General features: G+C 70.7%; 13 protein-coding genes and 1 tRNA gene. 8 read left to right on the top strand and 6 right to left on the bottom strand.

Annotation, left to right across the window (positions count from 1 at the left end):
- Positions 1 to 171 precede the first annotated feature (171 nt).
- The 5 genes from ABD946_RS11275 to mscL all read left to right on the top strand — a co-directional run bounded on the left by ABD946_RS11275 (position 172) and on the right by mscL (position 4916).
- Positions 172 to 1755: a potassium/proton antiporter gene (locus ABD946_RS11275; RefSeq protein WP_380149435.1), complete on the top strand. Its 1584-nt coding sequence runs from the start codon at positions 172 to 174 to the stop codon at positions 1753 to 1755.
- A 309-nt stretch (positions 1756 to 2064) separates the two neighbouring features.
- Positions 2065 to 3399 carry an MFS transporter gene (locus ABD946_RS11270; protein WP_345282547.1) on the top strand — a complete coding sequence of 445 codons (1335 nt, stop codon included), beginning with the start codon at positions 2065 to 2067 and terminating at the stop codon, positions 3397 to 3399.
- Between the two features lie 81 nt (positions 3400 to 3480).
- Positions 3481 to 3804, top strand: coding sequence for an FmdB family zinc ribbon protein (locus ABD946_RS11265; protein WP_345282545.1), 324 nt, complete (start codon positions 3481 to 3483; stop codon positions 3802 to 3804).
- 267 nt (positions 3805 to 4071) lie between these two features.
- Positions 4072 to 4404, top strand: coding sequence for a hypothetical protein (locus tag ABD946_RS11260; RefSeq protein ID WP_345282543.1), 333 nt, complete (start codon positions 4072 to 4074; stop codon positions 4402 to 4404).
- A 71-nt stretch (positions 4405 to 4475) separates the two neighbouring features.
- Positions 4476 to 4916, top strand: coding sequence for a large conductance mechanosensitive channel protein MscL (gene mscL / locus ABD946_RS11255; protein ID WP_345282542.1), 441 nt, complete (start codon positions 4476 to 4478; stop codon positions 4914 to 4916).
- Between the two features lie 42 nt (positions 4917 to 4958).
- Here mscL and ABD946_RS11250 read toward each other — a convergent pair whose 3' ends face one another.
- Together ABD946_RS11250 and ABD946_RS11245 are read right to left on the bottom strand one after the other, a co-directional pair.
- Complete coding sequence (locus ABD946_RS11250) at positions 4959 to 5177, bottom strand: hypothetical protein (RefSeq protein ID WP_345282540.1); 219 nt, start codon at positions 5175 to 5177, stop codon at positions 4959 to 4961.
- A gap of 151 nt (positions 5178 to 5328) precedes the next feature.
- Positions 5329 to 6300, bottom strand: coding sequence for a sigma-70 family RNA polymerase sigma factor (locus ABD946_RS11245; RefSeq protein ID WP_345282538.1), 972 nt, complete (start codon positions 6298 to 6300; stop codon positions 5329 to 5331).
- A 360-nt stretch (positions 6301 to 6660) separates the two neighbouring features.
- Here ABD946_RS11245 and ABD946_RS11240 point away from each other — a divergent pair, with 360 nt between their 5' ends.
- A complete protein-coding gene (locus ABD946_RS11240) occupies positions 6661 to 7542 on the top strand; it encodes a phosphatase PAP2 family protein (protein ID WP_345282536.1) in 882 nt (293 codons plus the stop codon).
- Positions 7543 to 7845: 303 nt separating this feature from the next.
- Positions 7846 to 10233 (top strand): murein biosynthesis integral membrane protein MurJ, encoded by a 2388-nt coding sequence (gene murJ, locus ABD946_RS11235; protein ID WP_345282534.1) that lies wholly within the window; start codon positions 7846 to 7848, stop codon positions 10231 to 10233.
- A gap of 24 nt (positions 10234 to 10257) precedes the next feature.
- Here the strand turns inward: murJ and ABD946_RS11230 are convergent, their stop codons facing one another.
- The 4 genes from ABD946_RS11230 to ABD946_RS11215 form a co-directional block, all read right to left on the bottom strand.
- The gene (locus tag ABD946_RS11230) at positions 10258 to 10926 is read right to left on the bottom strand and encodes a hypothetical protein (RefSeq protein WP_345282532.1); all 669 of its coding nucleotides are present in this window, start codon (positions 10924 to 10926) and stop codon (positions 10258 to 10260) included.
- Positions 10927 to 11067: 141 nt separating this feature from the next.
- Positions 11068 to 12321, bottom strand: a complete 1254-nt coding sequence (locus tag ABD946_RS11225; protein WP_345282530.1) for an MFS transporter — start codon at positions 12319 to 12321, stop codon at positions 11068 to 11070.
- 236 nt (positions 12322 to 12557) lie between these two features.
- A tRNA-Arg gene (locus ABD946_RS11220) sits at positions 12558 to 12630 on the bottom strand.
- A gap of 600 nt (positions 12631 to 13230) precedes the next feature.
- Positions 13231 to 17985, bottom strand: a complete 4755-nt coding sequence (locus tag ABD946_RS11215; protein ID WP_345282528.1) for a ricin-type beta-trefoil lectin domain protein — start codon at positions 17983 to 17985, stop codon at positions 13231 to 13233.
- A gap of 852 nt (positions 17986 to 18837) precedes the next feature.
- Here ABD946_RS11215 and ABD946_RS11210 point away from each other — a divergent pair.
- A partial coding sequence (locus tag ABD946_RS11210) for a hypothetical protein (protein ID WP_345282526.1) occupies positions 18838 to 24097 on the top strand: 5260 nt, incomplete at its 3' end.

Raw genomic sequence — 24097 nt, 5'->3', positions numbered from 1 at the left:
ACCCGCCCGCCCGCCCGCCCGCCGTACGGCGCCACCGAACCGGAACCCGTCCGACCCCGCCCCACCTCACACACCCGCCCGCCCGCCCGCCGCACGGCGGCACCGAAGCGGAACCCGTTCGACCACATGTAAAAGAGCAGGTAAAATGTTAGACTGGGTAACGATCCCTGGATGACGGACCGTCAGGTCCCCTTTCCGGGTCTGCCTTCAGACGCTCCATCAGCCCGCCCCCTGACTGCGCCGAGGTGCCCCTGCGTGACTGTCGACGACCTGAACCGCTTCCTGCTCGAAGTCGCCGTGGTGCTCCTCTTCGCGGTCGTCGCCGTGCGCTTCTCCACCCGCACCGGCCTCCCCAGCCTGCTGATCTACCTCGGCATCGGCGTCGCGCTCGGCCAGAACGGACTCGGCATCGAGTTCGACAACGCCGAGCTCACCCAGGTACTGGGCTACGCGGCCCTGGTGGTGATCCTCACCGAGGGCGGACTGAAGACCAGTTGGCGCTCCATCAGACCCGTGATGCCCGCCGCCACCGTGCTGGCCACCTTCGGGGTCGCGGTCAGCGTCGCGGTCACCGCCCTCGGCGCGCACCTGCTGGCCGGCTTCGACTGGCGCACCTCGCTGCTGCTCGGCGCGATCGTCTCCTCCACCGACGCCGCGGCGGTCTTCTCGGTGCTGCGCACCGTCCCGCTGCCGTCCCGGCTGAACGGCCTCCTGGAGGCCGAGTCCGGCTTCAACGACGCCCCCGTGGTGATCCTGGTGGTCGCCTTCGCCACCACCGGCCCGCTGGACTCCTGGTACGCGCTGCTCGGCACGATCATCGCCGAGCTGGCCATCGGCGCGGCCGTCGGCCTCGCGGTCGGCAAGCTCGGCGCCTGGGCGGTGCGGCACATGGCACTGCCCTCCTCCGGCCTGTACCCGATCGCCGTGATGTCGCTCGCGGTCGGCGCCTACGCGGGCGGTGCGCTGCTGCACGGCTCCGGCTTCCTGGCCGTCTACATCGCCGCGGTGGTGCTCGGGAACTCCAAGCTCCCGCACGGCCCGGCGGTGCGCGGCTTCGCCGACGGACTGGCCTGGATCGGGCAGATCGGCATGTTCGTCCTGCTCGGCCTGCTCTGCACCCCCGGCACCATGGGCTCGGCCATCGTGCCCGCGCTGGTGATCGGCGCGGTGCTGGTCTTCGTCGCCCGGCCCGCCTCGGTCTTCGCCACCATGACCCCGTTCAAGCTGCCCTGGCGGGAGCAGGCCCTGCTCAGCTGGGCCGGGCTGCGCGGCGCGGTGCCGATCGTGCTGGCCACCATCCCGCTGGTGCTCCAGCAGGACTCGGCGCTGGCCAACGAGGTCTTCAACATCGTCTTCATCCTGGTCGTGGTCTTCACCCTGCTCCAGGGCCCGACCCTGCCGCTGGTGGCCAGGTGGCTCCGGATCGGCGAGGGCTCGATGGGCCAGGACCTGGGCATCGAGTCCGCCCCGCTGGAGCGGCTGCACGGGCAGCTGCTCTCGGTCGCCCTCTCCGCCGAATCCCGGATGTCCGGCGTCGAGGTCGGCGAACTCCGGCTGCCGCCCGGGGCGGCCGTCACCCTGGTGGTCCGCGACGGCTCCAGCTTCGTGCCCGACCGCGCCACCGTGCTGCGGGCCGGCGACGAACTGCTGGTGGTCACCACCGAAGAGGTCAGCGAGGCCGCCGAGAAGCGGCTGCGCGCGGTGGACGAGGGCGGCAAGCTGGCCGGCTGGCTGCGCGGACGCTCCCGGCCCTAGGAAGGCCTGACCTGGGTTTCGTTCCCCCGCGCCGGTGTTCACCGTGAATTCACCGGCGCGGAGGGGTGGCAGAGTCACGCTACCCGCGTAGAATGGCTCCGTAGATCTTCTGAGAACCGAACTGAAAACACCCGCTACATCTGCCTGAAGCAGAGTTGGCGCGACCGCTCGGCGGCCGCGTCCGGACGCCCCACCCTCGGCCGTCCGGGCCCGGTATCAACCCCGGTCGACGCGCGAGAGGACAGCTCTCGGCGCCGTCGGGGTCACCCACACCCCCACTGCGCTACCAGGCAGCAGGAAGGACCGACCGTGACGGCCCGCCGAACGGTCGACGACCCCACCCGCGTCGGATACGGTGCCCTGCTCCGCACGCCCGGCGCCTGGACGTTCCTGGCCCCCGCCTTCGTGGCGCGGCTGCCGTACGCGATGCTCAGCCTGGGCATCGTCCTGCTGGTCCTGGAGACCCACGGCTCGTACGGCACCGCCGGCAGCGTCGCCGCCGTCTCGGCCGTCGCACAGGCCCTGATCGGCCCGCAGACCGGACGCCTCGCCGACCGCCACGGGCAGGCCGCGGTCCTGCTGCCCAGCATCGCGGTGCACGCGGTCTCGGTGGCCGCCCTGATCGGCCTGGCCCTCGGCCACGCCCCCGCCTGGGCGCTCTTCCTCGCCGCCGCCCCCGCCGGCGCCAGCGTGCCGCAGATCGGCGCGATGGTCCGCTCCCGCTGGGTCGCCCGGCTCTCCGACTCCCCGGCCACCCTGAACACCGCCTTCGCCTTCGAGTCCGTCACCGACGAGTTCACCTTCGTCGTCGGGCCGGTGCTGGCCACCGCCATCGCCGCAGGGGTCTCCCCCACCGCCACCCTGATCGCGGAGGCCGCGCTCACCGTGGCCGGCGGCCTGGCCTTCGCCGCCCAGCGCTCCACCGCCCCGGCCCGCCACCCGCACGTCGAGGGTGCCGAGCGCGTCTCCGCCCTCGCCTCCCCGGGCGTCCGACTGCTGGCCGCCTCCTTCTTGGGCGTCGGCACCGTCTTCGGCGCGCTCCAGGTCTCCATCACCGCCTTCGCCGAGAGCGTCGGCCGGGCGGACATGAACGGCATCGTCTACGGGATCTTCGCCGGCGGCTCCATGGTGGCCGGCGTGGTCTACGGGCTGGTCAACTGGCGGCGCTCGGCCCGGCAGCGGATGCTCGCCTGCTACGCCCTGCTGCTGGCCGGCTGCTCCACCCTCTGGGCCATGCCCAACCTGGCCACCCTGACCGTCGCCGCACTCCTCTGCGGCCTGGCCATCGCCCCGACCCTGATCACCGGCTACACCCTGATCGAGACCCTGGTCGCGGACAACGCCAAGACCGAGGCCTTCACCTGGCTCACCGGCGCGATCGGCCTGGGCCTGGCCCTGGGCTCCACCGTGGCCGGACAGCTGATCGACTGGCGCGGCGCCTCGGCCGGCTTCACCGTCCCGCTGGCCGGGGTCGGCCTGGGCCTGGTGGCCCTGCTGGCCCTGCGCCACCTGCTGGTCGCGCCCGGCCCGGCGAGCCGTACGGTGGCCCGGTCCGAGAGCCGCTCCGAGAGCCGCTCCGAAGGCCGCGGCGGACAGCGCGTGGGTGGCCAGGCGGCGGTTCTCACACCGGCGGCGCTGGACTGATCCTGCGGAATGCCGCATCATTGACCATCGTTAGCACTCATCAGGTGAGAGTGCCAGGGGGAAGGCCAGGAGGAAGAACACGTGCCCACGTACCAGTACCAGTGCACCCAGTGCGGCCACGGCCTGGAGGCGGTCCAGAAGTTCACCGACGAGGCACTGACCACGTGCCCGGACTGCCAGGGCAAGCTCCGCAAGGTGTTCTCCGCCGTGGGCGTGGTGTTCAAGGGCTCCGGCTTCTACCGCACCGACAGCCGCTCCTCGTCGAGCAGCTCGGTGAGCTCCTCGTCCGGGTCGTCCTCGTCGTCCTCTTCTTCGGCGTCGTCGGCCTCGGCCCCGGCGGCCGCCCCGGCGTCCTCGGGCGGCTCCGGCAGTGGCGGTTCGTCGAGCTCCGGCTCCGCGAGCTGAATCGATCCTCCCGTACGGCCCGGCACCCCGAGGTGCCGGGCCGTCGGCGTTCTCCGGGCGGGCCTGCCCCGGGCCTGCCGGGCCCGTCGGGTCGGCCGCGTCCCTCGGGTCCGCCGGGTCCGTCCTCCGTACGGGTGAAGCCCGTTGTCCACAGGCCGGGGTTATCCACAGGCGGTGGACGGTGTCCGCCGCTCCGCACCACGCCGCAGCACTCTGATCCCGCGACGCTCCCGCACCGTGCGGGGGCCCGACCAGAGGCGGCACCCGATGACCACCACCCCGCTCACCCGCACCACCGCCGCCACCACAGGTGCCGGTTCCGGTTCCGGTTCCGTCAACGCCCGCACGGCGCCCCCCGCCGCCGCCCCCGCCGTGCCGCCGCGCCGGGTGGTGCCGCCCTTCCCGCCCATCCGCCGGGGATCCGGCGGGCGGCACCGACTCCAGCAGGCCGTCCGGCACCGGCCCGGGCTGCTCGCCACCGGCCTGCTGGCCGCCGCCACCGCCCTGGCGGCCGGCCCGCTGCGCCCACCGGCCGGGCCGGTCCCGGCCGCCGAGGCCGTCGCCCTGCCCCGCTGCACCGGCTCCGCCCCACCCTCCTGACCAGCCCCCACCCGTCCCTGACCAGTGACGATCCGTCAATTCCGGGCCGTGGAATTCACCCGTGACCATCCGTGCTGACTGTCGTTCAGCGCGGCATGAAGGGCTTCAAGGAATTCCTGCTTCGCGGCAATGTCATCGACCTCGCCGTAGCCGTCGTGATCGGCGCGGCCTTCACCAAAGTCATCAACGCCTTCGTCGACGGCGTCATCAATCCGCTCGTCGGGGCGTTCGGCGCCAAGGACCTGTCCGCCTACTCGTCCTGCCTGAAGGGCCCCTGCTCGGTGGACGCCGACGGAAAGGTCACGTCCGGCATCCTCATCCTCTGGGGATCGGTGATCAGCGCGCTGATCACCTTCCTGATCACCGCAGCGGTGGTCTACTTCGTGCTCATCGTCCCGATGAAGCGCGTGATGGCCCGGTACAAGAGCCCGGCCGAGGAGGCCGCCGAGGCCGAGGCCAAGGAGGTCGCGCTGCTCACCGAGATCCGGGACGCGCTGGTCCGCCAGCGCTGACCGTCCCGCCCCCGGCACCACTCCCCCGCGGCTGCCGCGCCATCACCCCCCGTGGTGCGGCGGCCGCTGACTCAGGTACCAGTCCAGCCCCCGGCCACCGCCGGCGCCGCCCCCACCCTCGGAGCCGCCCCAGCCCTGATCGGTGTCGTCGCTGGTCTGCCGGTCGAAGGGGTCGTCGAAGACCAGCTTGGACTTGGGCTTCGGCTGCACCCCGGCCTCCTGCCCCTGCTGCTCTTCCCGCTGCTCCTGCTGCTCAGCCACCGCTGTCACTCCTTCGTCCGTCTCCGCTCCAGCCTAGGGTCTGTCCCCCCGATGGGGCCGTCCCCGAGGCCACGAACGGCGACGGACCCCGCCGGGGCCGAAGCCCCGTCAGGGTCCGTCTGCTCGTCGTCCGGGGCGCTCCCGCCACCGGTCAGGCCGCCTCGAAGCCCGCGTGGTCCGCGATCTTCTTCAACTCGGCCAGCGCGTGCTTCTCGATCTGCCGGATCCGCTCCCGGGTCAGCCCGTGCTGCTTGCCGACCTCGGTCAGCGTCCGCTCCCGGCCGTCCTCCATCCCGTAACGGGACCGGATGATCGAGGCGGTGCGGTCGTCCAGCCGGCCGATCAGACCGTCCAGCTCCTCGCGACGGAGCATCACCATCACGGCGTCCTCCGGCGAGACCGCGCCGGTGTCCTCCACCAGGTCTCCGAACTGGGTCTCGCCCTCGTCGTCGACCGACATGTTCAGACTGACCGGGTCACGCGCCCAGTCCAGCACGTCCTTCACGCGCTGCTCGGTGGTGTCCAGCTCGGCCGCCACCTCGGCCGGCTCGGCCTCGCGGCCCAGCTCCTTCGACTTCTCCCGCTGCACCCGGCGGATCCGACCGAGCTCCTCGACGAGGTGCACGGGCAGCCGGATGGTGCGGGACTGGTCGGCGATCGACCTGGTGATCGCCTGCCGGATCCACCACGTCGCGTAGGTAGAGAACTTGAAGCCCTTCGAGTAGTCGAACTTCTCGACCGCCCGCACCAGGCCCGCGTTCCCCTCCTGGATCAGGTCGAGCAGCGGGAGACCGCTGCGCGGGTACCGCCGGGCCACCGCCACCACGAGTCGGAGGTTCGACCTGATGAAGACGTCCTTGGCGCGCTCCGCGTCCTCGGCTATCGCCTCCAACTCCTCACGCTTGGCGCCCTTCGGCAGCGTCTTCTCGTCCAGCAGGTGCTGGGCGTAGACGCCGGCCTCTATTCGCAGCGACAGCTCCACCTCCTCGGCGGCGTCGAGCAGGGGCGTACGGGCGATCTCGTCGAGATACATGCCCACGAGGTCTCGGTCGGCCTCAAGGTTGTTCGGCCGGGCCGTGCGAGTCCGGTCAGCCTTGTCGCGAACGACGGCACGAGTGGCCATGCTTGCTCCCTTGCTGCTGGTGCCGATCTGCCTTGGATCCCGCCCCGCCGGGGGTGAGCCGGGGCAAAGGTGTGCGGGCCCCAGGAGGCTCACACGTAACGATCCAACGCACAGAAATAGGACAACATTCCCAACTCACCCAGTTTCTTCCCGGCATGCAGTATCCTGCGACTTTTCCCGCGCGACGGTCGACAGCGCGTGACACCGGGACGACACGGCGTGAATGCGGAGCTCTCCGATCCGCCCTCCCCTCCGCACAACGGACGGACGCCGGTCATCCGCAGCTTCTCCCCACAAAAGATGCCGAATCGCTATCCGTACTGCCTCCGAACCACCCCGGCCACTGGGAAGGTGTCAGTCATGTACCCGTCCATTTCCGGCGCCCGCGCCGGGGCCGCCCCTCCGGCCGCCGGCCGGCCCGGCGACGGGGCCGGGCTCCGCCGACGGCGGCAGCTGCTCGTCTGCACCGCCGTGAGCCTGGGGTCCGCCGCACTGCTCGCCGCCCTGGCCCTGCTGGTCCTCGGCGACTGGGGGCCACTGCGACGGCTGGACGCGGGCTGGATCGCCTCGCTGCACGGGTACGCCCTCGACCACACCGTGTGGACGGCGTCCATGCAGACCCTGGCCGACATCGGCAGCACCGTCACCATGCGGGTGCTGCTCGCCCTCACCGCCCTCTGGCTCTGGGCGATCGGGGCCCGCACCCTGGCCGGCTGGGCGACCACCCTGATCCTGACCGGCTGGCTGGTGGAGACCGGCGGCAAGGAGCTCGCGGGACGCGACCGCCCGCTCTTCCACGACCCGGTCGCCGCCGCCTCCGGCCTCTCCTTCCCCTCCGGGCACGCGCTGACCTCCACCGTCACCTGCGGCGCCCTGGTGATCCTGGTCTGGCCCCGGGCCAACCGCTCCGGCCGGATCGCCGCCTGCGGCATCGCGGGCACGGCCGTGCTGGCCATCGGCTGGACCAGGATCGCGCTCGGCCTGCACTGGCCCAGCGACGTCCTCGGCGGCTGGCTGGCCGGGGCCCTGGTGATCAGCGCCGTCACCCTGACCCTCGAACTCTGGCGCCCCGGCGCCCTCTCCCGCGACGTCCGCCGGGTCGGTCGGCGGACCCGACCCCGTGTCCAGCGGGTGCTCGCGACCCCGGAGCCGAGCGTCGCCTCCGAGCCCGCGGACGACCTCGCCCACGACCCCGCCCCCGACCTCGACCCCGCCGACCCAGCTCCCCGGCACCGTTCCTGACGGTCCGTGAGAAGGATCACACGGGCGCCCCGGAACCACACGGGGAGGGATCGGTCAGGGCAGGATCAACCGATTCACTCCCTATCGGCAGCGGAAAAACCGTCCTGAACAGGTACTTTCACGACACCTCACGCCTCAGCGGCATGCCGACGGCCCGGACTGGAGAGATTTCCAGCACACGGCACGGGGCTCCCCAGCGGGTGCCGCAGTGCGGCAGACTTCTCCGGCCGGGTGTGCCTACCCCCGGCCGGGCCGGGCAGTCGCCGCACTTCCGCTGCCCAGGCACCGAGTGACGGGGGTCGGATGACCATGCACAGGACGGACGAACCGGCCAACCCGTACGGAGAACCGCCCGCGACACCGTTCCACCACGTCCCGGACGCCCCGGCCGCCGCCGCTCCCGCTCCTGTGCCCGACAGCCGCTTCCCCGAGGGCTTCTTCCGCGACGAGCCCGCCGCCGCACCGGCTCCTGCCGCGCCCCCGGCCGCACCCGCCGCGCCGCACCAGGCACCCGACGCCTACGGCGCCCCCGGCCGGCCTGCCGTCCACCCGACCATGCAGCTCGGCCAGCCCGCGCCGAGCCACCCGACCATGCAGCTGAGCCAGCCGGCCCCCAGCCAGCCGACCATGCAGCTCGGCCCGCAGGTGCCCTCGCCGCGGCCACCGCACCCGGGCCGGCAGGCAGCTCCCCCGATGCCGCCCGTCCCGCCCGTGCCACCGACCGTCCCCGTGGCTCCGCTCGCCGGGGGCGGCCTGCCCGACGCCACCATGCAGCTCACCGTCGTCCCGGCCACCGAGCCCGCCGTCGCGCCGCCCGCGCCGCAGCAGCACCCGGCGGCCACCGGGCCCAGGTCGGAGCCCGAGGTCGAGTCCGAGTCCGCCAAGGCCGGCCGGACCGCCCGCAACGGCATGATCATGGCGCTCGGCTCGCTCAGCTCCCGCGCGCTCGGCTTCGTCCGCGCGGCCGTGATCGCCGCGGCGATCGGCGTGGCCGGCGTCGGTGACGGCTACGCGGTGGCCACCATGCTGCCGAACACCATCTTCATCATGCTGATCGGCGGCGTGCTCAACTCGGTCTTCGTGCCCGAGCTGGTCCGGGCCGCCCAGCAGCACGCCGACCGCGGCGTGGCGTACACCAACCGGCTGCTGACGGTCTGTGGGGTGGTGCTGATCGGCATCACCGCCGTGGCCTTCTTCTGCTCCCCGATGATCGTGGACGCCTACACCAACTACGGTCCGAACGACACCGCCCAGCGCGAGCTCACCCTGGCCCTGGCCCGGTACTGCCTCCCGGCGGTGCTGTTCTACGGCCTGTTCGGCCTGCTCGGGCAGGTGCTCAACTCCCGTGACCGGTTCGGCGCGATGATGTGGGCCCCGGTGCTCAACAACGTCGTCGTGATCGCCGTCTTCAGCCTCTACATGGTGCTGTTCGACTTCGCCAAGACCGCCGACGACGTCTCCAGCGGGGCGGCCATGCTGCTCGGCCTGGGCAGCGCCTTCGGCATCCTGGTCCAGGCGCTGGCCCTGCTGCCCTCGCTCCGGGCCTCCGGCTTCCGCTACCGCCCGCGCTTCGACTGGCGCGGCTCCGGGCTCACCACTCCGCTCCGGGCGGCCGGTTGGGCCCTGATGCTGGTCGTGGTCACCCAGCTCTGCTTCCTGGGCATCACCAACCTGGCCACCGGCGCCCTCGCCAAGGCCGCCGACGACGGCCTCACCGGCATCGGCCTCGGCTACACCGCCTACAACAACGCCTACCTGCTCTTCATCGTCCCGCAGGGCATCATCACGGTCTCCCTGGTCACCGCGATCCTGCCGGGCATGTCCCGCTCGGTGACGGCGGGCCGCTTCACCGAGGTCGGCCGCGAGCTGGCCCAGACGCTGCGCAGCTCGGCCGGGATGATCGTGCCCGCCTCGGCGGTCTTCCTCGCCCTGGCCACCCCGATCGCCCGCCTCGCCTACGGCCACGGCAACGTGGCGGCCGCCGACGTCGAGGTGATCGCCCAGGTCCTGATGGCCTTCGCGATCGGCCTCCCGGCCTTCTGCGCGCAGTACGCGCTGGCCCGCGGCTTCTACGCGATGAGCGACGCCCGCACCCCGTTCTGGCTCACCACGGTGATCTCCGGCAGCAACGTCGCCCTCTCCTACGTCGCCTTCCTGGTGCTGCCCAGCCGCTGGATCATCGTCGGCATGGCCGGCGCCCACACCCTGGCCGTCCTGCTCGGCGTGGCCCTCACCGGCCGCGCGCTCGGCCGCCGCCTCCGCCGCGAGGGCACCACCGCCGCGTCCCCGGCTCCGGCCCACCCGGCCGACCTCCCGCCGGACGCCACCCTGGTGCTCAACACCGGCCTCAACACCGGCGCCGCCGCCGGCCGCCGCGCCCCGGTCCGCAGCGGCCTCGACGGCGCCCGGGTGGTCGTCCTCCACCTCGCCCTGGCCCTCGCCTGCGCCCCCGGAGCCCTCGCCGCCCACTGGCTGACCGGCCTGGTCTCCGACCTGGTCCCCAACGAGGTCATCGCCGCCCTGCTCTCCCTCGGCACCGGCTCCCTCCTCATCCTCGCCTCCGTCCTCCTCCTCGCCCGCCCCCTCGGCGCCGGCCAGGCGGTCGGCCCGCTGGCCCGCAAGCTCCGCATCCCCTACCCCACCCCGGCCCAGGCCGCCGCCACCCCGGGCAACGGCAAGCACCGCCGCTGAGGCCGGCAGCCGGCGACCGCCGGCTCAGGAGAGCTCGGGGTCGATGTGGGCCGGGGTGCGGTCGGCGGACTTGAGGCAGGCGATGACGCGTTCGTGGGTGTCACCGACCCGGTCGACCACCTGGACCCGGATGTAGACCTCCTCGACCACCTGCATGGCCCGTTCGGTGAACCAACCGAGGAAGCACACCCCCTGGGCGGGGAGCGGGATGCCCGCGGTGACGACCGTGATCATGAAGTCCTGGCGCAGCCGCAGCCCCGCGCCGGCGATCCGTTCGATCGCCTGCAGGGCGGTGCCCCAGCCGCCCGGTTCCCGGGGCGGCTCGTCGGGCGGCGGCGGCAGGAAGGTGACCAGGTAGGAGATCTCGGTGACGACCGCGACGTCCTGGGCGGCATTGGTCAGGACGCAGGCCCAGGCCCGCTGGCCGTGCGGGGCCACCCCGTCGACCGCCCGGCCCGAGTGCCCCAGGGCCGGACGGACCGTCCGCGCGTACTGGGCCCGGGCCAGCGAGGCGCCGACGGCGGCGAGCGCCGCGGCGGTGGCGCTCTGGATGTCCAGGAGCCTCAACCGCCAGGGCCAGCTGCCCTGCAGCTCGGCCGACAGGTTGTCCCGGAGCACGCTGTAGGCCAGCAGGGCCAGGGCCACGGCCGTCGCCGCGTTCAGCAGCCTGGACAGCAGCGCGTTCCGGCGCACGACTCTCTGCTTGCTCTCCAACCGGCCCCCTGGTCGCGGCCGACGCCCCGAGTCCAGGGCGATCGGACCGTCGATTCTAGACGCCTGCCGGCAGCACGGACAGGGCGCCAACTGGGGTTCCGTTCAGCGCACTTGAAGCACTCAGCTGCCGGGCACCCGGCGCAGCTCGCGGATCGGACGGGTCGTCAGCAGCGCTCCGGCCACCATCAGCCCGGCCGTCCCGACCGCGGCCAGCACCGCCCCCGGCCCGAACGCGGCCGCCGCCGGCCCGGCCAGCGCGCTGCCGACCGGGAGCATGCAGACCGAGCCCGCGACGTCGTACGCGTGGACGCGGTTCAGCACCTCGCCGGGCACCTGGGTCTGCACGCTGGTCGCCCACATGACGCCCCAGAAAGTGACGCCCGTACCGACCAGCACCTGGGCGACGACGAGCGCGGGCACGCCCCAGCCGAGGACGATCCCGAACGGGTAGAGCGGGTAGACCAGCAGTGCCAGCGCCCCGGCCGCGAGCGGCCGCACCGGCTTCAGCCGCACCGCCAGCAGGCCGCCGCACACCGTCCCGAGCGCGAGCGCGCAGGTGATCAGCCCGAACGAGGCCGAGCCGTACGCGGGCACCAGGACCCCGGCGGCGACCGGCAGCAGCGGCCCGGTCGCGAACAGGGTGTAGAACATCCAGACCACGATGGTGCCCCAGAGCCAGCTCCGGGAGCGGAACTCGTGCCAGCCCGCGACCAGGTTCCCCCAGAGGCTGTCGCCGGCCGGCGTGGCGGGGGCCGGCCCGAGCCGCAGCGCGAACAGCCCGCAGGCGCTGATGCCGTACGTGGCGGCGGCGATCACCATCACCCAGCCGGTCGCGGCGGCGCCGACCAGCAGACCGGCCAGTGCCGGGCCGAGCAGCGCGGTGACCGCCTCGGCGGCCCGCAGCACGCCGTTGGCAGCCTGCACGTCCCGGGCCACCAGCGGGACGGTGGAGGCGGCGCCGGGCTGGAACATCGCCGCAGCGGCCCCGGCCACCGCCATCAGGGCGCACAACTGCCAGAGCCGGTCGACCCCTTGGAAGAACAGGACGGCCATCAGGATCCGGGTCACCAGATTGGCGAGGTCGGCGCCGATCATCATCCGGCGCGCGGTGAACCGGTCGGAGAGGACGCCCCCGAAGAGCACCAGTCCGGCGAACGGCGCAGTCATCGAGCCGAGCGCGAGACCGACGCTGCCGAGCCCGTGCCCCGAGCCGATCAGCCCCGCGGAGACCGCGACCGGCAGCATGGTGTGGCCGAGCAGTCCGGCACTGCGCGCGCCGAAGTACAGCCGGAAGTTGCGGGACCAGATCGCCGGTCCGAAGGGCACGTCGGCCGGACCGAAGAGCGGGGGCTGCTGCAGCCCGGATTGCGTCACGGGAAGCAGTCTTGGCCCCGCCCGCCCGGAATGCCAGTAGCGACCGGCCCCGAGCCGCAGGTCGACGGAAACCGACCGGAGCCGACCGAAGCCGACCGACCGATGGGCGGATCGACGGAGCCGTCGGCCGATCGCCCGGTCGCCCCCGTCCGCGCCCGCCGACCGCTCCCACCCCGCCGGCACGACACGACGAAGGCCGACCCCGGAGGGGTCGGCCTTCGTCGTTCTGTTCGCTGTGCCCCATGCAGGATTCGAACCTGCGACACCGGCTTTAGGAGAGCCGTGCTCTATCCCCTGAGCTAATGAGGCGGGGGCTTGTGCAAAACCTTGTCGAAAACCCTGACGCGGATCTTCGGCGTGGCCTGAACAAGCTTCAGGTCAGGCCGGTGCGAGCGCTGCGGTGGATGCCTCGCGGCTGCCACCGTCCGCTCCCACTTGTGGGATGGTCGCCTGACCGATGACAGACTAGCGGATCGGACCGCCGCGGATCGCGCCGCCCGCGGAGCCCATCGAAACGGCTAAAGAGAACCGCTACGACGTGCGGGTCCATGGAGTCTCAGCTCCAGCGAATGCGGACTGCGCTCATACGCGCCGTGGGACTCACGACTGACGCTGTCGCCGTATGTCCGTTTCGCACCCAAGAGGGTGCCCAGAAGAGCCAGGTCTAGCGCCTCGATGCCCGTCGACGGGCAATCGCTGCCGCGGCGGTGACAGACCGTCCCCGATTGCTTCGGTCGCCAGCCGCCCTGGTACCTGTCTGCGGGTCGTGTTCGTCGGAGGACGCTTCTGGCCTTCGTTGGGTACGTGCGCGGTGTACTCCCACGACAGGGGTTCGTGTAGACAATTGGGCGAGCCCGGCCCCGGGGTGGTCACCCTGAGGCCGGACTCGGCCTACCGTTGCCAGCCCTACTACTTGATTGTCCAGCGTTGCGCGTTGGTTCCGTTGCAGCTGTACAGCTGCAGGCGGGTTCCTGGCGTGGTGTCGCCGTTCGGGACGTCGACGCACAGTCCGGAGTCGCTCCCGTTGGGGGTGTACTTCAGGCTGCCGTCGGCGCTGAGGGTGAACTTTTGCGGGCCGGTGCCGTTGCAGTCCCAGAGCTTGAGCGGGGTGCCGGCCGTGCCGGCGCCGGCGTCCAGGCATTTGCCCAAGAGGTGCACGGCGCCGTCCTTGATGAAGGAGACCTGCTGGGCCGGGGTGCCGTTGCAGTCCCAGATCTGGATGCTGTTTCCGTTGCTGGTTTTGCCCCAGAGGTCGTCCAGGCACTTCTGGGTGGCGGTGTTGTACAGCGCCTGCTTGGGCGCGTTGTAGAGGCCGGATACCTGCGAGGGGGTCAGCTGGAAGGGGTAGCTCCGGACGTCGGAGACCTTCCCCTTCAGCTGGTTGACGATCTTGCTGTGGTCGTTGTTGAAGTAACAGCCGCCGATGGTGGTCTCCCGGTTGGCGACCCACGACCAGGGCATCGAGGTGGATCCCACCTGGGTGCCGTTCAGGTAGAAGGTGAGGATCTTGGCATCGGCGGAGTAGGTTGCGGCGATGTGGGTCCAGGCGCCGGTGTAGCCGGTTCCGGCGGCCGAGTCGGTGTGTACCCAGGTGGCGGAGTTGGAGTCCTGACTGGGGGTCATCACACTCCAGGAGTGTGTGGCGTCGCGGTAGTTCAGCTGGACCGACGGGACGGTGTTGCCCTGTTGGCAGATCACGGACTGGTCATAGCCGGTGGTGCCGTCCAGCTTCACCCAGGCGGAGACGGTGTAGCTGGTGTCGCTGACGATGCCCGGGGCGGCGTGCTGGTAGGTGTTGCTGCTCCACAGCGGTGTGGCGCCGTCGTAGAGCACCAGGTTGCGGTCGTTCTGGAGCTTGAGCACGGCACCGGGGTGGCCGTAGGTGTTGCTGTGCCAGATCGGGGTGCTGCCGTCGTGGATGACGAAGTTGCCGTCGACCTGCAGGGTGGCGGTGGCCCCGGGGTGGCCCCAGGTCTGTGAGGACCACAGGGGCCGGCCGGAGTTCTTCGCCGCGAGGACCAGGTTGCCATCCTTCTGCATGGTCAACGTTGCGTTCTCCGAGTCGACTTGCTGGCCCGGCTCCAGCTTGGCGCCGCCGGTCAGCGTGGCGGGGCTGGCTCCACCTTGCGGCAGGCTGGTCAGCACACCGTTCCCGCCGAACTCGACCGAGCCCAACTCGGCGTCCGTGCCTGGGCGATCGGTCCCGAAGGTGACTCCGGAGCCCGCGATGGTCATCGGGTTGACGCCGAGGGTGTCCTTACCGTCGACGCTCACGGTCCCGGTCTTCCGGTCCTTGGTGCCGAACGGCCACTGCTCGGGTGGGGTGGAGATGTTCCCCATCCCGTACTCCTTGATGTCCCAGTTGTACCCGGTCGGGTTGTTATTGCCGTCCAGGATCGCCTTCCCAAACCAGGTGGTCAGGTTCGAGGGGCCCGGGTTGTTGCGGTCGGTGGCCCAGAGGGCTGAGCCGTTGGTGCCGCGGCCGCTGAGGTCACCGTCCGACTGCATGGTCGTGACGTCGTACTTGGCCGAATTGACCTGGCCGATCGGGATGGGTGCGCTGACGGCGGTCACCACGGGGTAGCTCAGGGTAGGCGGTGGATTGCCCGGGACGGTCGAGGTGTCGGTGCCGACGGTCAGTGTGTAGCCGCTCACGTAGCCGTTGGCGTCGACGCTCCACAGGCCGGGGTTGCCCTTGCCCGTCCAGTCACCGGGGGACATCAGGTGCTGCCCGGACCAGTTGGCCCCGCCGAGCTTGACCGGTGGGGCGAAGGTGCTGGCGCCGAGCGCAGGGTAGAACCAGAGAGCGAGGGCGTCGTCGCCGCCCTTCTCCACGGTCACCATGCCGGTGGCGCTCCTGAACTTGTTGTTCGTGTCCAGCTTGGTGGTGCTGATGTCGCCGAGCGCGGCGATCTGCTCGACCCTCGACCAGTCGCCGAAGGGGGCACCGTCCTTGCTGCCGCCGTAGTAGCCCTCGCAGCTCTTGTTGACCTGGGTGATCTGGCAGGTCGGCTTGGTGAGGCCGACCGTGGGGCCGAAGTGGCCGATGATGCCGTCGGCGGTACTGCCGTTCGGGTAGACGTACAGCTCGGGCGCGTTGTCGGCGTGGGCGATGATGTCATCCACGTTGGTGCCGCCGCGGGTGGAGCCGCGGTGGGTGATCTGACGGACGCCGGCCCAGGAGTCGCCGTTCGGACTGTTGGCCTTGTAGGCGAGTACCGAGGTGGACGGGTCGGTCGCGGTCGCGTTCCCGGGCACGTTGTGGGCGCGTAGGTTACCGTCGAGGCCGACGGTCACCATGTCGGGCGCGCCGTCACCGGTGACGTCGCCGAATACCGGCGGCGGCCCGTTGGGGTTCCAGGGTGCGTAGAACGCGTACTGGGCGATGGGCGAGGTGTTGTTCGCGTTGTCCTTCGCCTCGATGTAGACGACGTTGGTGCCCCAGTGCTTCGGGGTGACCGCCAGCTTGTAGTTGCTCGCCCCCTCGGTGGGCGGCAGGTTGTTGCCACACTGCCACTGGGCGCCGTTCAGCTGCGGGTCGAAACTCCAACGCAGGCAGGCCAGTCCTGAGCTGAACAGGCCGTCGCCGGGCGCGTTGTCGACGGCGTTGGCGACGATGTAGCCGCTCTGGTTGACGAAGAGCTTGGTGGTCTGGCCGATGCCGGAGGGCGGGAACTCGTGGTCGAGGTCATCGACAGGCGAGGTCTTCGGACGTACCTGAGGGATTGTCTGGTCGACGGCGAAGGTGCACTGCGGGCCGAATCCGGACCAGGAGGCGCCGGAGAGCAGGTCGGTGGTCTGCTGGTGGTAGGCGTAAGCGTGGCCGTCGCGGATGTATCCGCCGGGGACGGTGTAGGTGGCCCGTTGGTTGTTCGGGGTCCACTGTGACATTCCGTCACCCGGAGGCGCGGCGCCGTTGTTGTTGTAGTCCCACATCAGGGTGCGGGTCTGCAGCAGGTCCTGGTTGACCGGGCTTCGCACGGTGGAGCTGATGGACACGGCGCCGGGTGCGTCGCTGCCGGCGCCGATCCAGCTCCAGCCGCCCCATGGGGCACCGCAGCCCTGGTTCTCGCCGCCGGTCACGCTGGACGGGACCGGGTGCAGCTGCGGGTCGTTCGGGGGCTCCGGCACGCGGTCGAAGGTGACGGTGAGCACCGCGCCGTAGTCGAAGCGCTTGAACGCGATGGCCTGGCCCTCGTTGCTGGCGCGCAGGCCGATGGTGATCGTGCTGTTGGTGCCGATGCCCTGGGTGAATGCCGATCCCAGGTCCGACCATGCGACCTGGCGGTTGTTGTAGCACTCGTTGTGGCCCGAGCCCGCCACGGATGCCGTGTTCAGGCGGCCGCCGAAGGGCTGGGGCTGGTTGTCCCAGTTGGTGCCGGGTCCGATCGCCCCGTTCACCCAGAAAACGTCCACCCCATAGGCAGCGGTGCAGCTCCAGTTCGCCGACACATACTCCCATGCGTCGATGCGCGCGGAGTTGATGATGGCGCCCTGTAGGGCACTGGTGTCGAACTGGTAGAACGCCCGGTAGAGGCTGGAAGGGCTGCACCCGTCTGGGTAGCTGTTGTCGCAGTACCCGACACCCAGGTGGTCACGGACCGCCGACCCGTTGACGTTGTAGTGCCCCTCGCTCCGGTACGCGGACTGCACGAAGGTATTGCCGTTACTTGGGAAGTTCCAGGGGAGCCAGTTGGGGTCCACGAAGACCGGGAACTTCGCGATGGACAGCAGGTTCTGATCCGGCACCAGCTCGACGCCGTCCGCAGTGGCGGTCACTGGCATCCGGGCCACCTTGGCATGGCTGCCCGGGCCGTCTGCGGAGCTCACCGCTGTGCCCTGCGCCTTGCTGTCGTCGACGGTGTCGCCCTGGACCTCCGCCTGGCTGGCGGAACTGGTCACCTTCGCCCCTGATGCGGCCGGTTCAGCAGGCGGCGCCGAGCTGTCCCACATGGTGGGCGCCGGGGCGGTCCACCGGGGGCCGTCGGCGGCGTCGGCGGTCAGGTTGTTGTTGGCGTCCGCCTTGACCGTGACGCCGTCCGCCTTGGTGGAGAAGCGCAGCTTCTTGAGTGCCGGGTTGGCAGCTGCGGCAGGGGTTTTGACGACCAGTACGGTACTGACGCTACCGCTCTTGCCGACGGTGACCCGCAGGTCGGTCTCCGGCAGGACGGCCGGGTAGAGCAGGCTGTCGCCCTCCACCTTCGGGGCGGGCAGCGCGAATGGCGAGCCGATCGCCAGCTTCTTGCCGTCCGGGGAGGTGAGGATGGCCAGCGGACCCGAGCCGCCCGAGGAGAGCACCACGCCGGACGGCGTCCGGGTCGGTGCGAAGCCGCCACCGGGTGCCGCCGCGAGCGTAGCGTCCAGCGGCCGCCACGTGCCGCCAGACTTCATCCGCTGCTGGTCGGGGTGGCTGGTCAGCTGCAGGTGCCCGTCCGGCGTCGCGTAGGTCTCGCTGAACTCGGTGCTCAGCGCCTCGATTAGGACGTTCTTGCCGCCCGCCTTGGCCTGTGTGAACTGCTCGGCGTAACGGCTGGGCGGGCTCTGGTCCTTGGCGTGTGCGGCGTCGATCGCCGCGGCCTGAGCGGCTGTTGGCAGCAGGCTCGACGGGGCGTCGTCACTGGCCCGCGCGGCGATGCCGCCCTGGACGACCAGTGCACTCGCCAAGAGGCCGATGACGCCGGTCGCCGCGACCCAGCGTCGCGACGCCCTCGGCGGCCTGTGCCGGCAACCAGCCGACGGTGAATCGTGCATGAAGTTTCCCCTCCGAACGGAACCCAAGGCTGCCGACACCCGAGTGCCACAGCACGCGCACAAACTCTGGGACGGGGCGCCCTTTTGGCAAAGGAATTACCGCGCGCATTCTGGACATTCGTCACAGTAGCGACCGTGAAATGAATCACAGTCAAATGATCTTCACTCGAGCTCGCGACGCCGATAGCGGGAGTACTAGTCTCGGCGAGATCCAGAGCGGTGGGCGTGCGTCCTTTTCCTCATGACGCCCTGTCAGAATTGGGGGATTCAGTAATGTTTCGGACTTTTGGCCTGTCCTCGGGCAGGCCACGCAGGTCCCTACGAAGGACGACGGCGAGCGCGGGTGTCGTCGGTTTGCTGGCGGCGATGCTTTCGACGCCAGCTTTCGCGGTGGCCGCGGCCGATCAGAAGATTTGGACGCCGGCGACCCCCCTCCCGCGGACGCCATCGGTGAGTGGGACGAACCGGGCGGTGCTGGCGGCCGAGAAGCCGTCGCTGCCGGCCGGTCAGGTGTGGTCGCCCTCGAATACGAAGAAGGTCCGGCCCAGTCGGGCCGAGGTGAAGCTTCCTCTAGCCGCGGCAGCGGATGTGACGGCACCTCAGCACAAACCGGCGGATGCAGCGGAGGCGAGGCCGGCGGCGGGTCCGCAGGTGCGGGCCGGTTCGCTGCCGGTCTGGTTGAGTGCGGTGGCTCCGGTGCAGGGCGCCAGTGCGGCGCGTGAGGCTGCTGCTCCCGAGTCCGGGCCGGCCGCGGATGGCGGCTCGGTGCAGGTCACGACGGCTGATCCGAACGCGGCCGCGGCAGCGGGTGTGCCGGGTGGTGCGCTCACGCTGGCCGGTGACGGCGCCAAGCCCGGGACGACACTCCAAGTCAGCCTGGATCTTGACGAGTTGAGCGGGATCGGCGGCAACCTCGCCGGGCGCGCGCGCTTGGTGGCGTTGCCGTCGTGTGCACTGACCACGCCGCAGCGGGCCGAGTGCCAGCAGCGCACGGCGGTCGCCTCACGTTACGACGCCTCGGCCAAGCGCCTGGTGGCGGAGGTCGCGGTGCCGCAGACCACGAGCGCGATGGCTGCTCCGATGACGCTCGGGGTGGCCACCGAGTCCTCCGGTGGCGCGGGTACCTACAGCGCCACCTCCCTGAACCCGAGCACGGGTTGGACTGCCGGCGGCTCCTCGGGGGCGTTCACCTACAGCTACCCGATCAGCGTGCCCGCATCGCTGGGCGGCGCTGCTCCGTCGGTGGCGTTGTCGTACGACTCCTCATCGGTGGACGGCAAGACCTCCTCCACCAACTCCCAAGCCTCCTGGGTGGGCGGCGACGGCTGGGACTTTGGCGCCGGGTTCATCGAGCGCTCCTTTCAGCCCTGCACCCGCGCGGGGCTGGCGAACTCCGGTGACCAGTGCTGGGGCGGGGCGAACCTGACGCTCTCGCTGGCCGGCCACTCCGGGGAGCTGGTCCCCGACTCCGCCACCTGCAACAACGGCAACGCCAATCTTGAGCAGTCGAACTGCACCTGGCACTTGAGGAGCGATGACGGGACCCGGATCGAGTTCCTGACCGGCGCCGCCAACGGGACCTGGAACGGCTCGTACATCAAGGTCACCGACAGTGGCGGCACCGCCTACTACTTCGGCACCAACCACCTGCCCGGCGCAGACGGCAAGGCGAGCACGGTCGGCCCCGACACCCAGTCCGCCTGGACGGTCCCGGTGTTCTCCCCGAAGCAGGGCGACCCCTGCTACAACTCCTCGACCGGCCAGCAGTCCTGGTGCCAGATGGCCTGGCGCTGGAACCTGGACGCCGTCGTCGACGTACACGGCAACCTCACCACCTACAAGTACGACCCCGAGACCAACTGGTACAAGCGCGGCGCCAACTACCCCGGCGCCGGGATGTCCTCCTACACCCGCGCCGGCACCCTGGCCGAGATCGCCTACGGTCAACTACTCTCCGACCAGCTCGGCGCGAACGGCACCTACCAGAGCGCGGCCCGCGTCGTGTTCACCAGCGGGGAGCGCTGCCTCACGTCAACGGCCGCGTGCGACCCCTCGCAGCGCACCAACGCGAACGCGGGCAACTGGCCGGACGTGCCGCTCGATCAGCAGTGTGACCAAGCGACGGCGAACTGTGCGAACATCTCGCCGACCTTCTGGACCAGCAGGTGGCTGAACTCGATCGCCACCCAGGTGCGCTCCAACGGCTCCTACCGCACGGTGGACAGCTACCAGCTGAACCACGTCTTCTTGAACATGCACAACGAGAGCGAGAACACCCAGGTCCCCTGGCTCGCCTCGATCCAGCGCACCGCACAGAACGGCCAGAGCCCGGTGGTCATGCCGCCGGTGTCCTTCACCTACATGGCGTTCGCCAACCGCGTGGTGGGGCTGGGGGCGGTCCGCCCCGACTACTACCGTCCCCGTCTGACGGTGGTCACCACCGAGACCGGCGGCACCATCGGCGTCGTCTACAAGACGGCCGACTGCGTGCGCAACACCGACGGTACCGTCCCGGTCCCGCGGGACAGCAACACCACCAACTGTTACAACGTCAAGTGGTACGAGCCGAACAAGCCGCAGGGCACGGCGCCCGTCGACGACTGGTTCCAGCGCTACCCGGTGGAGGCCGTCACCGTCGACCCCAAGCTCGTGGCAGGCAACAAGCCACAGGTCACCACCTACACCTACGGCAACGCCGCCTACCACCACAACGACGCCGAGCTCGCCGACCCGAACGCCCGGACCTGGGACCAGTTCCGCGGCTACGCCTGGGTGAAGACCGTGGCCGGCACCGACTTCGACACCAGCGCCAAGTCACAGAGCAAGACCACTTACTTCCAGGGCATGAACGGCGACTTCGGCTCCACGGGTACCCGGACGGTCGCCGGCGAGCGCAGCGGCCCGGTCACCGATGACGACTGGCTGGCAGGGCTGGTCCTGGAGCGCGACGGCTACACCAGTGCCGGCGGCTCGCTGGTCGGCTCCACCGTGAACATCAGCGCAAGTCCGGTCACCACCGCGACCCGCCAGCGTCCGGGGCTGCCGGACCTGGTGGCCCGCTACGGCTCCACGGTGTCCACCAGCATCACCAAGAGCCTGAAGGCGGACGGCAGTTGGCAGACCACCGGCGCTGTCACCACTACCGACCCGGCGCACGGCAACCGTCTGCTGACCTCGCTCAGCACCGCCGACGGCACCCCTGACCTGTGCTCACGGCCGAGCTACGCTACCGGCAGCAACCCGGTGATGACGGGCCTGGTCGCCCAGTCCCTGGTGATCTCGGGCCCGAACGCCTGCACCGTGACCCCGACTACGGCCAACACGGTCTCCGGCGCTCGCAGCCTCTTCGACGGCCAGGCCTACGGGACGGCCGGGGCCAAGGGCAACGTCTCCGCCGCCCAGGTCCTGGAGCGCTACGACGGCAACGGCAACGCCCAGTTCACCACCGTCTCAACCGCCACCGTCGACGGCTACGGCCGGGTCACCTCCGCCACCGACCCGAAGGCCACCGACTCCGCCCACCCGAACGGTGCCACCACCACGACGGCCTACACCTCCGCGAACGCCGGTGAGCTGCCGAACACCATCACGGTGACCTCGCCCGCACCGGCCGGAGCCCCGGACGTGGCCACCGGACGCACCGCCACCGCGACCCTGGACATCGGCCGCGGCCTGGAACTCACCACCCGCGACACCAACGACCGCACCACCACCAAGACCTACGACGCGTTGGGACGGATCACCGCCGTCTGGCCGACGGGACGCACGACCGGGGACAAGCCGTCGGCGACCTTCAGCTACGCGGTCAACGGCACCACCGGGGCGTCCACGATCACCAGCAACACACTGCACTACGACAACAACCTCTACAGCACCTCGATCGCGATCACGGACGGCCTCGGCCGAACGATCCAGACCCAGTCGACTCCGGCGATCTCGGGCTACGACGGCCGGATCGTCACCGACACCTTCTACGACGCGCAAGGCCACATCTTCCGCTCCAACCCCGCCTACTACAACGAAACATCCGCGCCGAGCACGACCTGGTTCGACGCTGCCTCGTTCCACGTCCCGGCCTCGACCCTGACCACCTACGACGGCCTCGGCCGCCCGGTCAGCAGCGAGTTCCGGGCCAAGGACGAACGGCAGAACTCCACCACCACGGCATACCCGGGCGTGGACCGCGTCGACGTCACCCCGCCCACCGGCGCCACCGCGACCACCGCCGTCATAGACGCGCGCGGCCGCACCGCCCAGCTGTGGCAGTACCGCACCCCCACCGCGACCGGCAACCCGGCCGACGCGGACGTGACCAGCTACACCTACACACCCAGCGGCAAGCCCGCGACCCGCGTCGACGCCGCCCGCAACACCTGGTCCTACGGCTACGACCTGTTGGGCCGTCAGACCAGCGCTGATGACCCCGACACCGGGCACTTCATCCAGTCCTACGACGCCTCCGGCCGGCTGACCGGCACCACCGACGCGCGCGGCCAGTCCCTCACCTACACCTACGACCTGCTCGGCCGTCGCACAGCCTCCTACGCCAGCTCGACCACCGATGCGGCCAAGCAGCTGACAGCCCACACCTACGACACCGTCGCCGGCGCCAAGGGCCAACCTGCTAGCTCCACGCGGTACGTCGGCGGAGCGAGTGGCGCGGCGTACACCAAGGCGGTGACGGCCTACGACACCGCCTACCGTGCCACAGCCGTCACCACCACCATCCCCGGCACGGACGTCGGCCGGACGGGCACCTACTCCTACTCCGAGCAGGCCGGCTACCACCTGATCAACGGCGCCCTGCAGCAGAGCATCCGCGGTGAGCTGGGCGACCTGACGCAGGAGATCCTGCACTACAGCTACGACTCCCGCGGCCTGATGACCAGCTACGGCCAAATCGGCGGCGAGCAGTGGATGTACGACCTGGCCACCGGCTACGACGCCTACGGCCGCGCGATCCGCACCACAGCCAACCCGTGGGGCACCCAGATCGTGGTGACCAACACCTTCGACCAGCCGACGGGCCGTCAGGTCTCGCAGTTCGTCGACAAGCAGACCACGCAGACCGGCGCGGTCCAGCAGACCATGTACGCCTACAACCAGGCCGGTCGGATCACCGCGATCACCGGCATCCCCAACAACACTCCGAGCCGCACCGACCGGCAGTGCTTCACCTACGACCACCTCGGCCGCCTCACCAACGCCTGGACCGACACCGGCGCCGTGGCACAGCAGGCCCCCGTGGGTGCTATCGGCAACTGCGCGAACGCCACCCCGACCAGCGGGGCCCAGGCACCGCTGAAGACCACGGTGGGCGGGCCGGGTGCCTACTGGCAGTCCTACTCCTACGACGCGGTCGGCAACCGCACCCAGCTCGTCCAGCATGACACCGGCGGCAACACCGCAGCGGACCTGACCACCAATCAGATCTTCCCCGTCCCCGGAACCGTCAACACCGGCACCGGAACCGGCGGCCCGCACGCCTTGGCCACCGCCCAGAACACCAGCAACGGCATCCCCTCCCCCGCAGGCGCAACCCAGTACGACGCCGCTGGCAACACCACGAAGGTCACCGACCCGGCATCGACCCGCAACCTCAACGGCGGCTGGACCCTGCCCTCGGGCCAGAGCATCACCTCCAACACCACCCGCCTCTCGATGCAGGCCGACGGCAACCTCGTCCTGACCTCGCTGCGCACCGGCGCGGTCACCTGGTCCAGCGGCACCTGGAACCACCCCGGCTCCTCGGCAACCATGCAGACCGACGGCAACTTCGTCATCTACGACGCCAACCGCAACCCGCTATGGTCCACCAGTACCTGGAACAACAACGGCGCCTACCTCGCCCTCCAGGACGACGCCAACCTCGTCATCTACAAGAACGTCAGCGCCCCCAACCAGAACCCCATCTGGGCCTCCAGCACCTGGAACGGCATCGACGCCGACAACGCCACGGTGATCACCTGGAACACCGAGGGCAAGCCCGCCACCGCCACCACCGGCGGCATCACCACCACCTATG

Source organism: Kitasatospora albolonga, from assembly GCF_039535905.1.
Lineage (GTDB): Bacteria > Actinomycetota > Actinomycetes > Streptomycetales > Streptomycetaceae > Kitasatospora > Kitasatospora albolonga.
The sequence above is the reverse complement of the archived record's forward strand: the minus strand, read 5'-3'. Positions and strand labels throughout refer to the sequence as shown.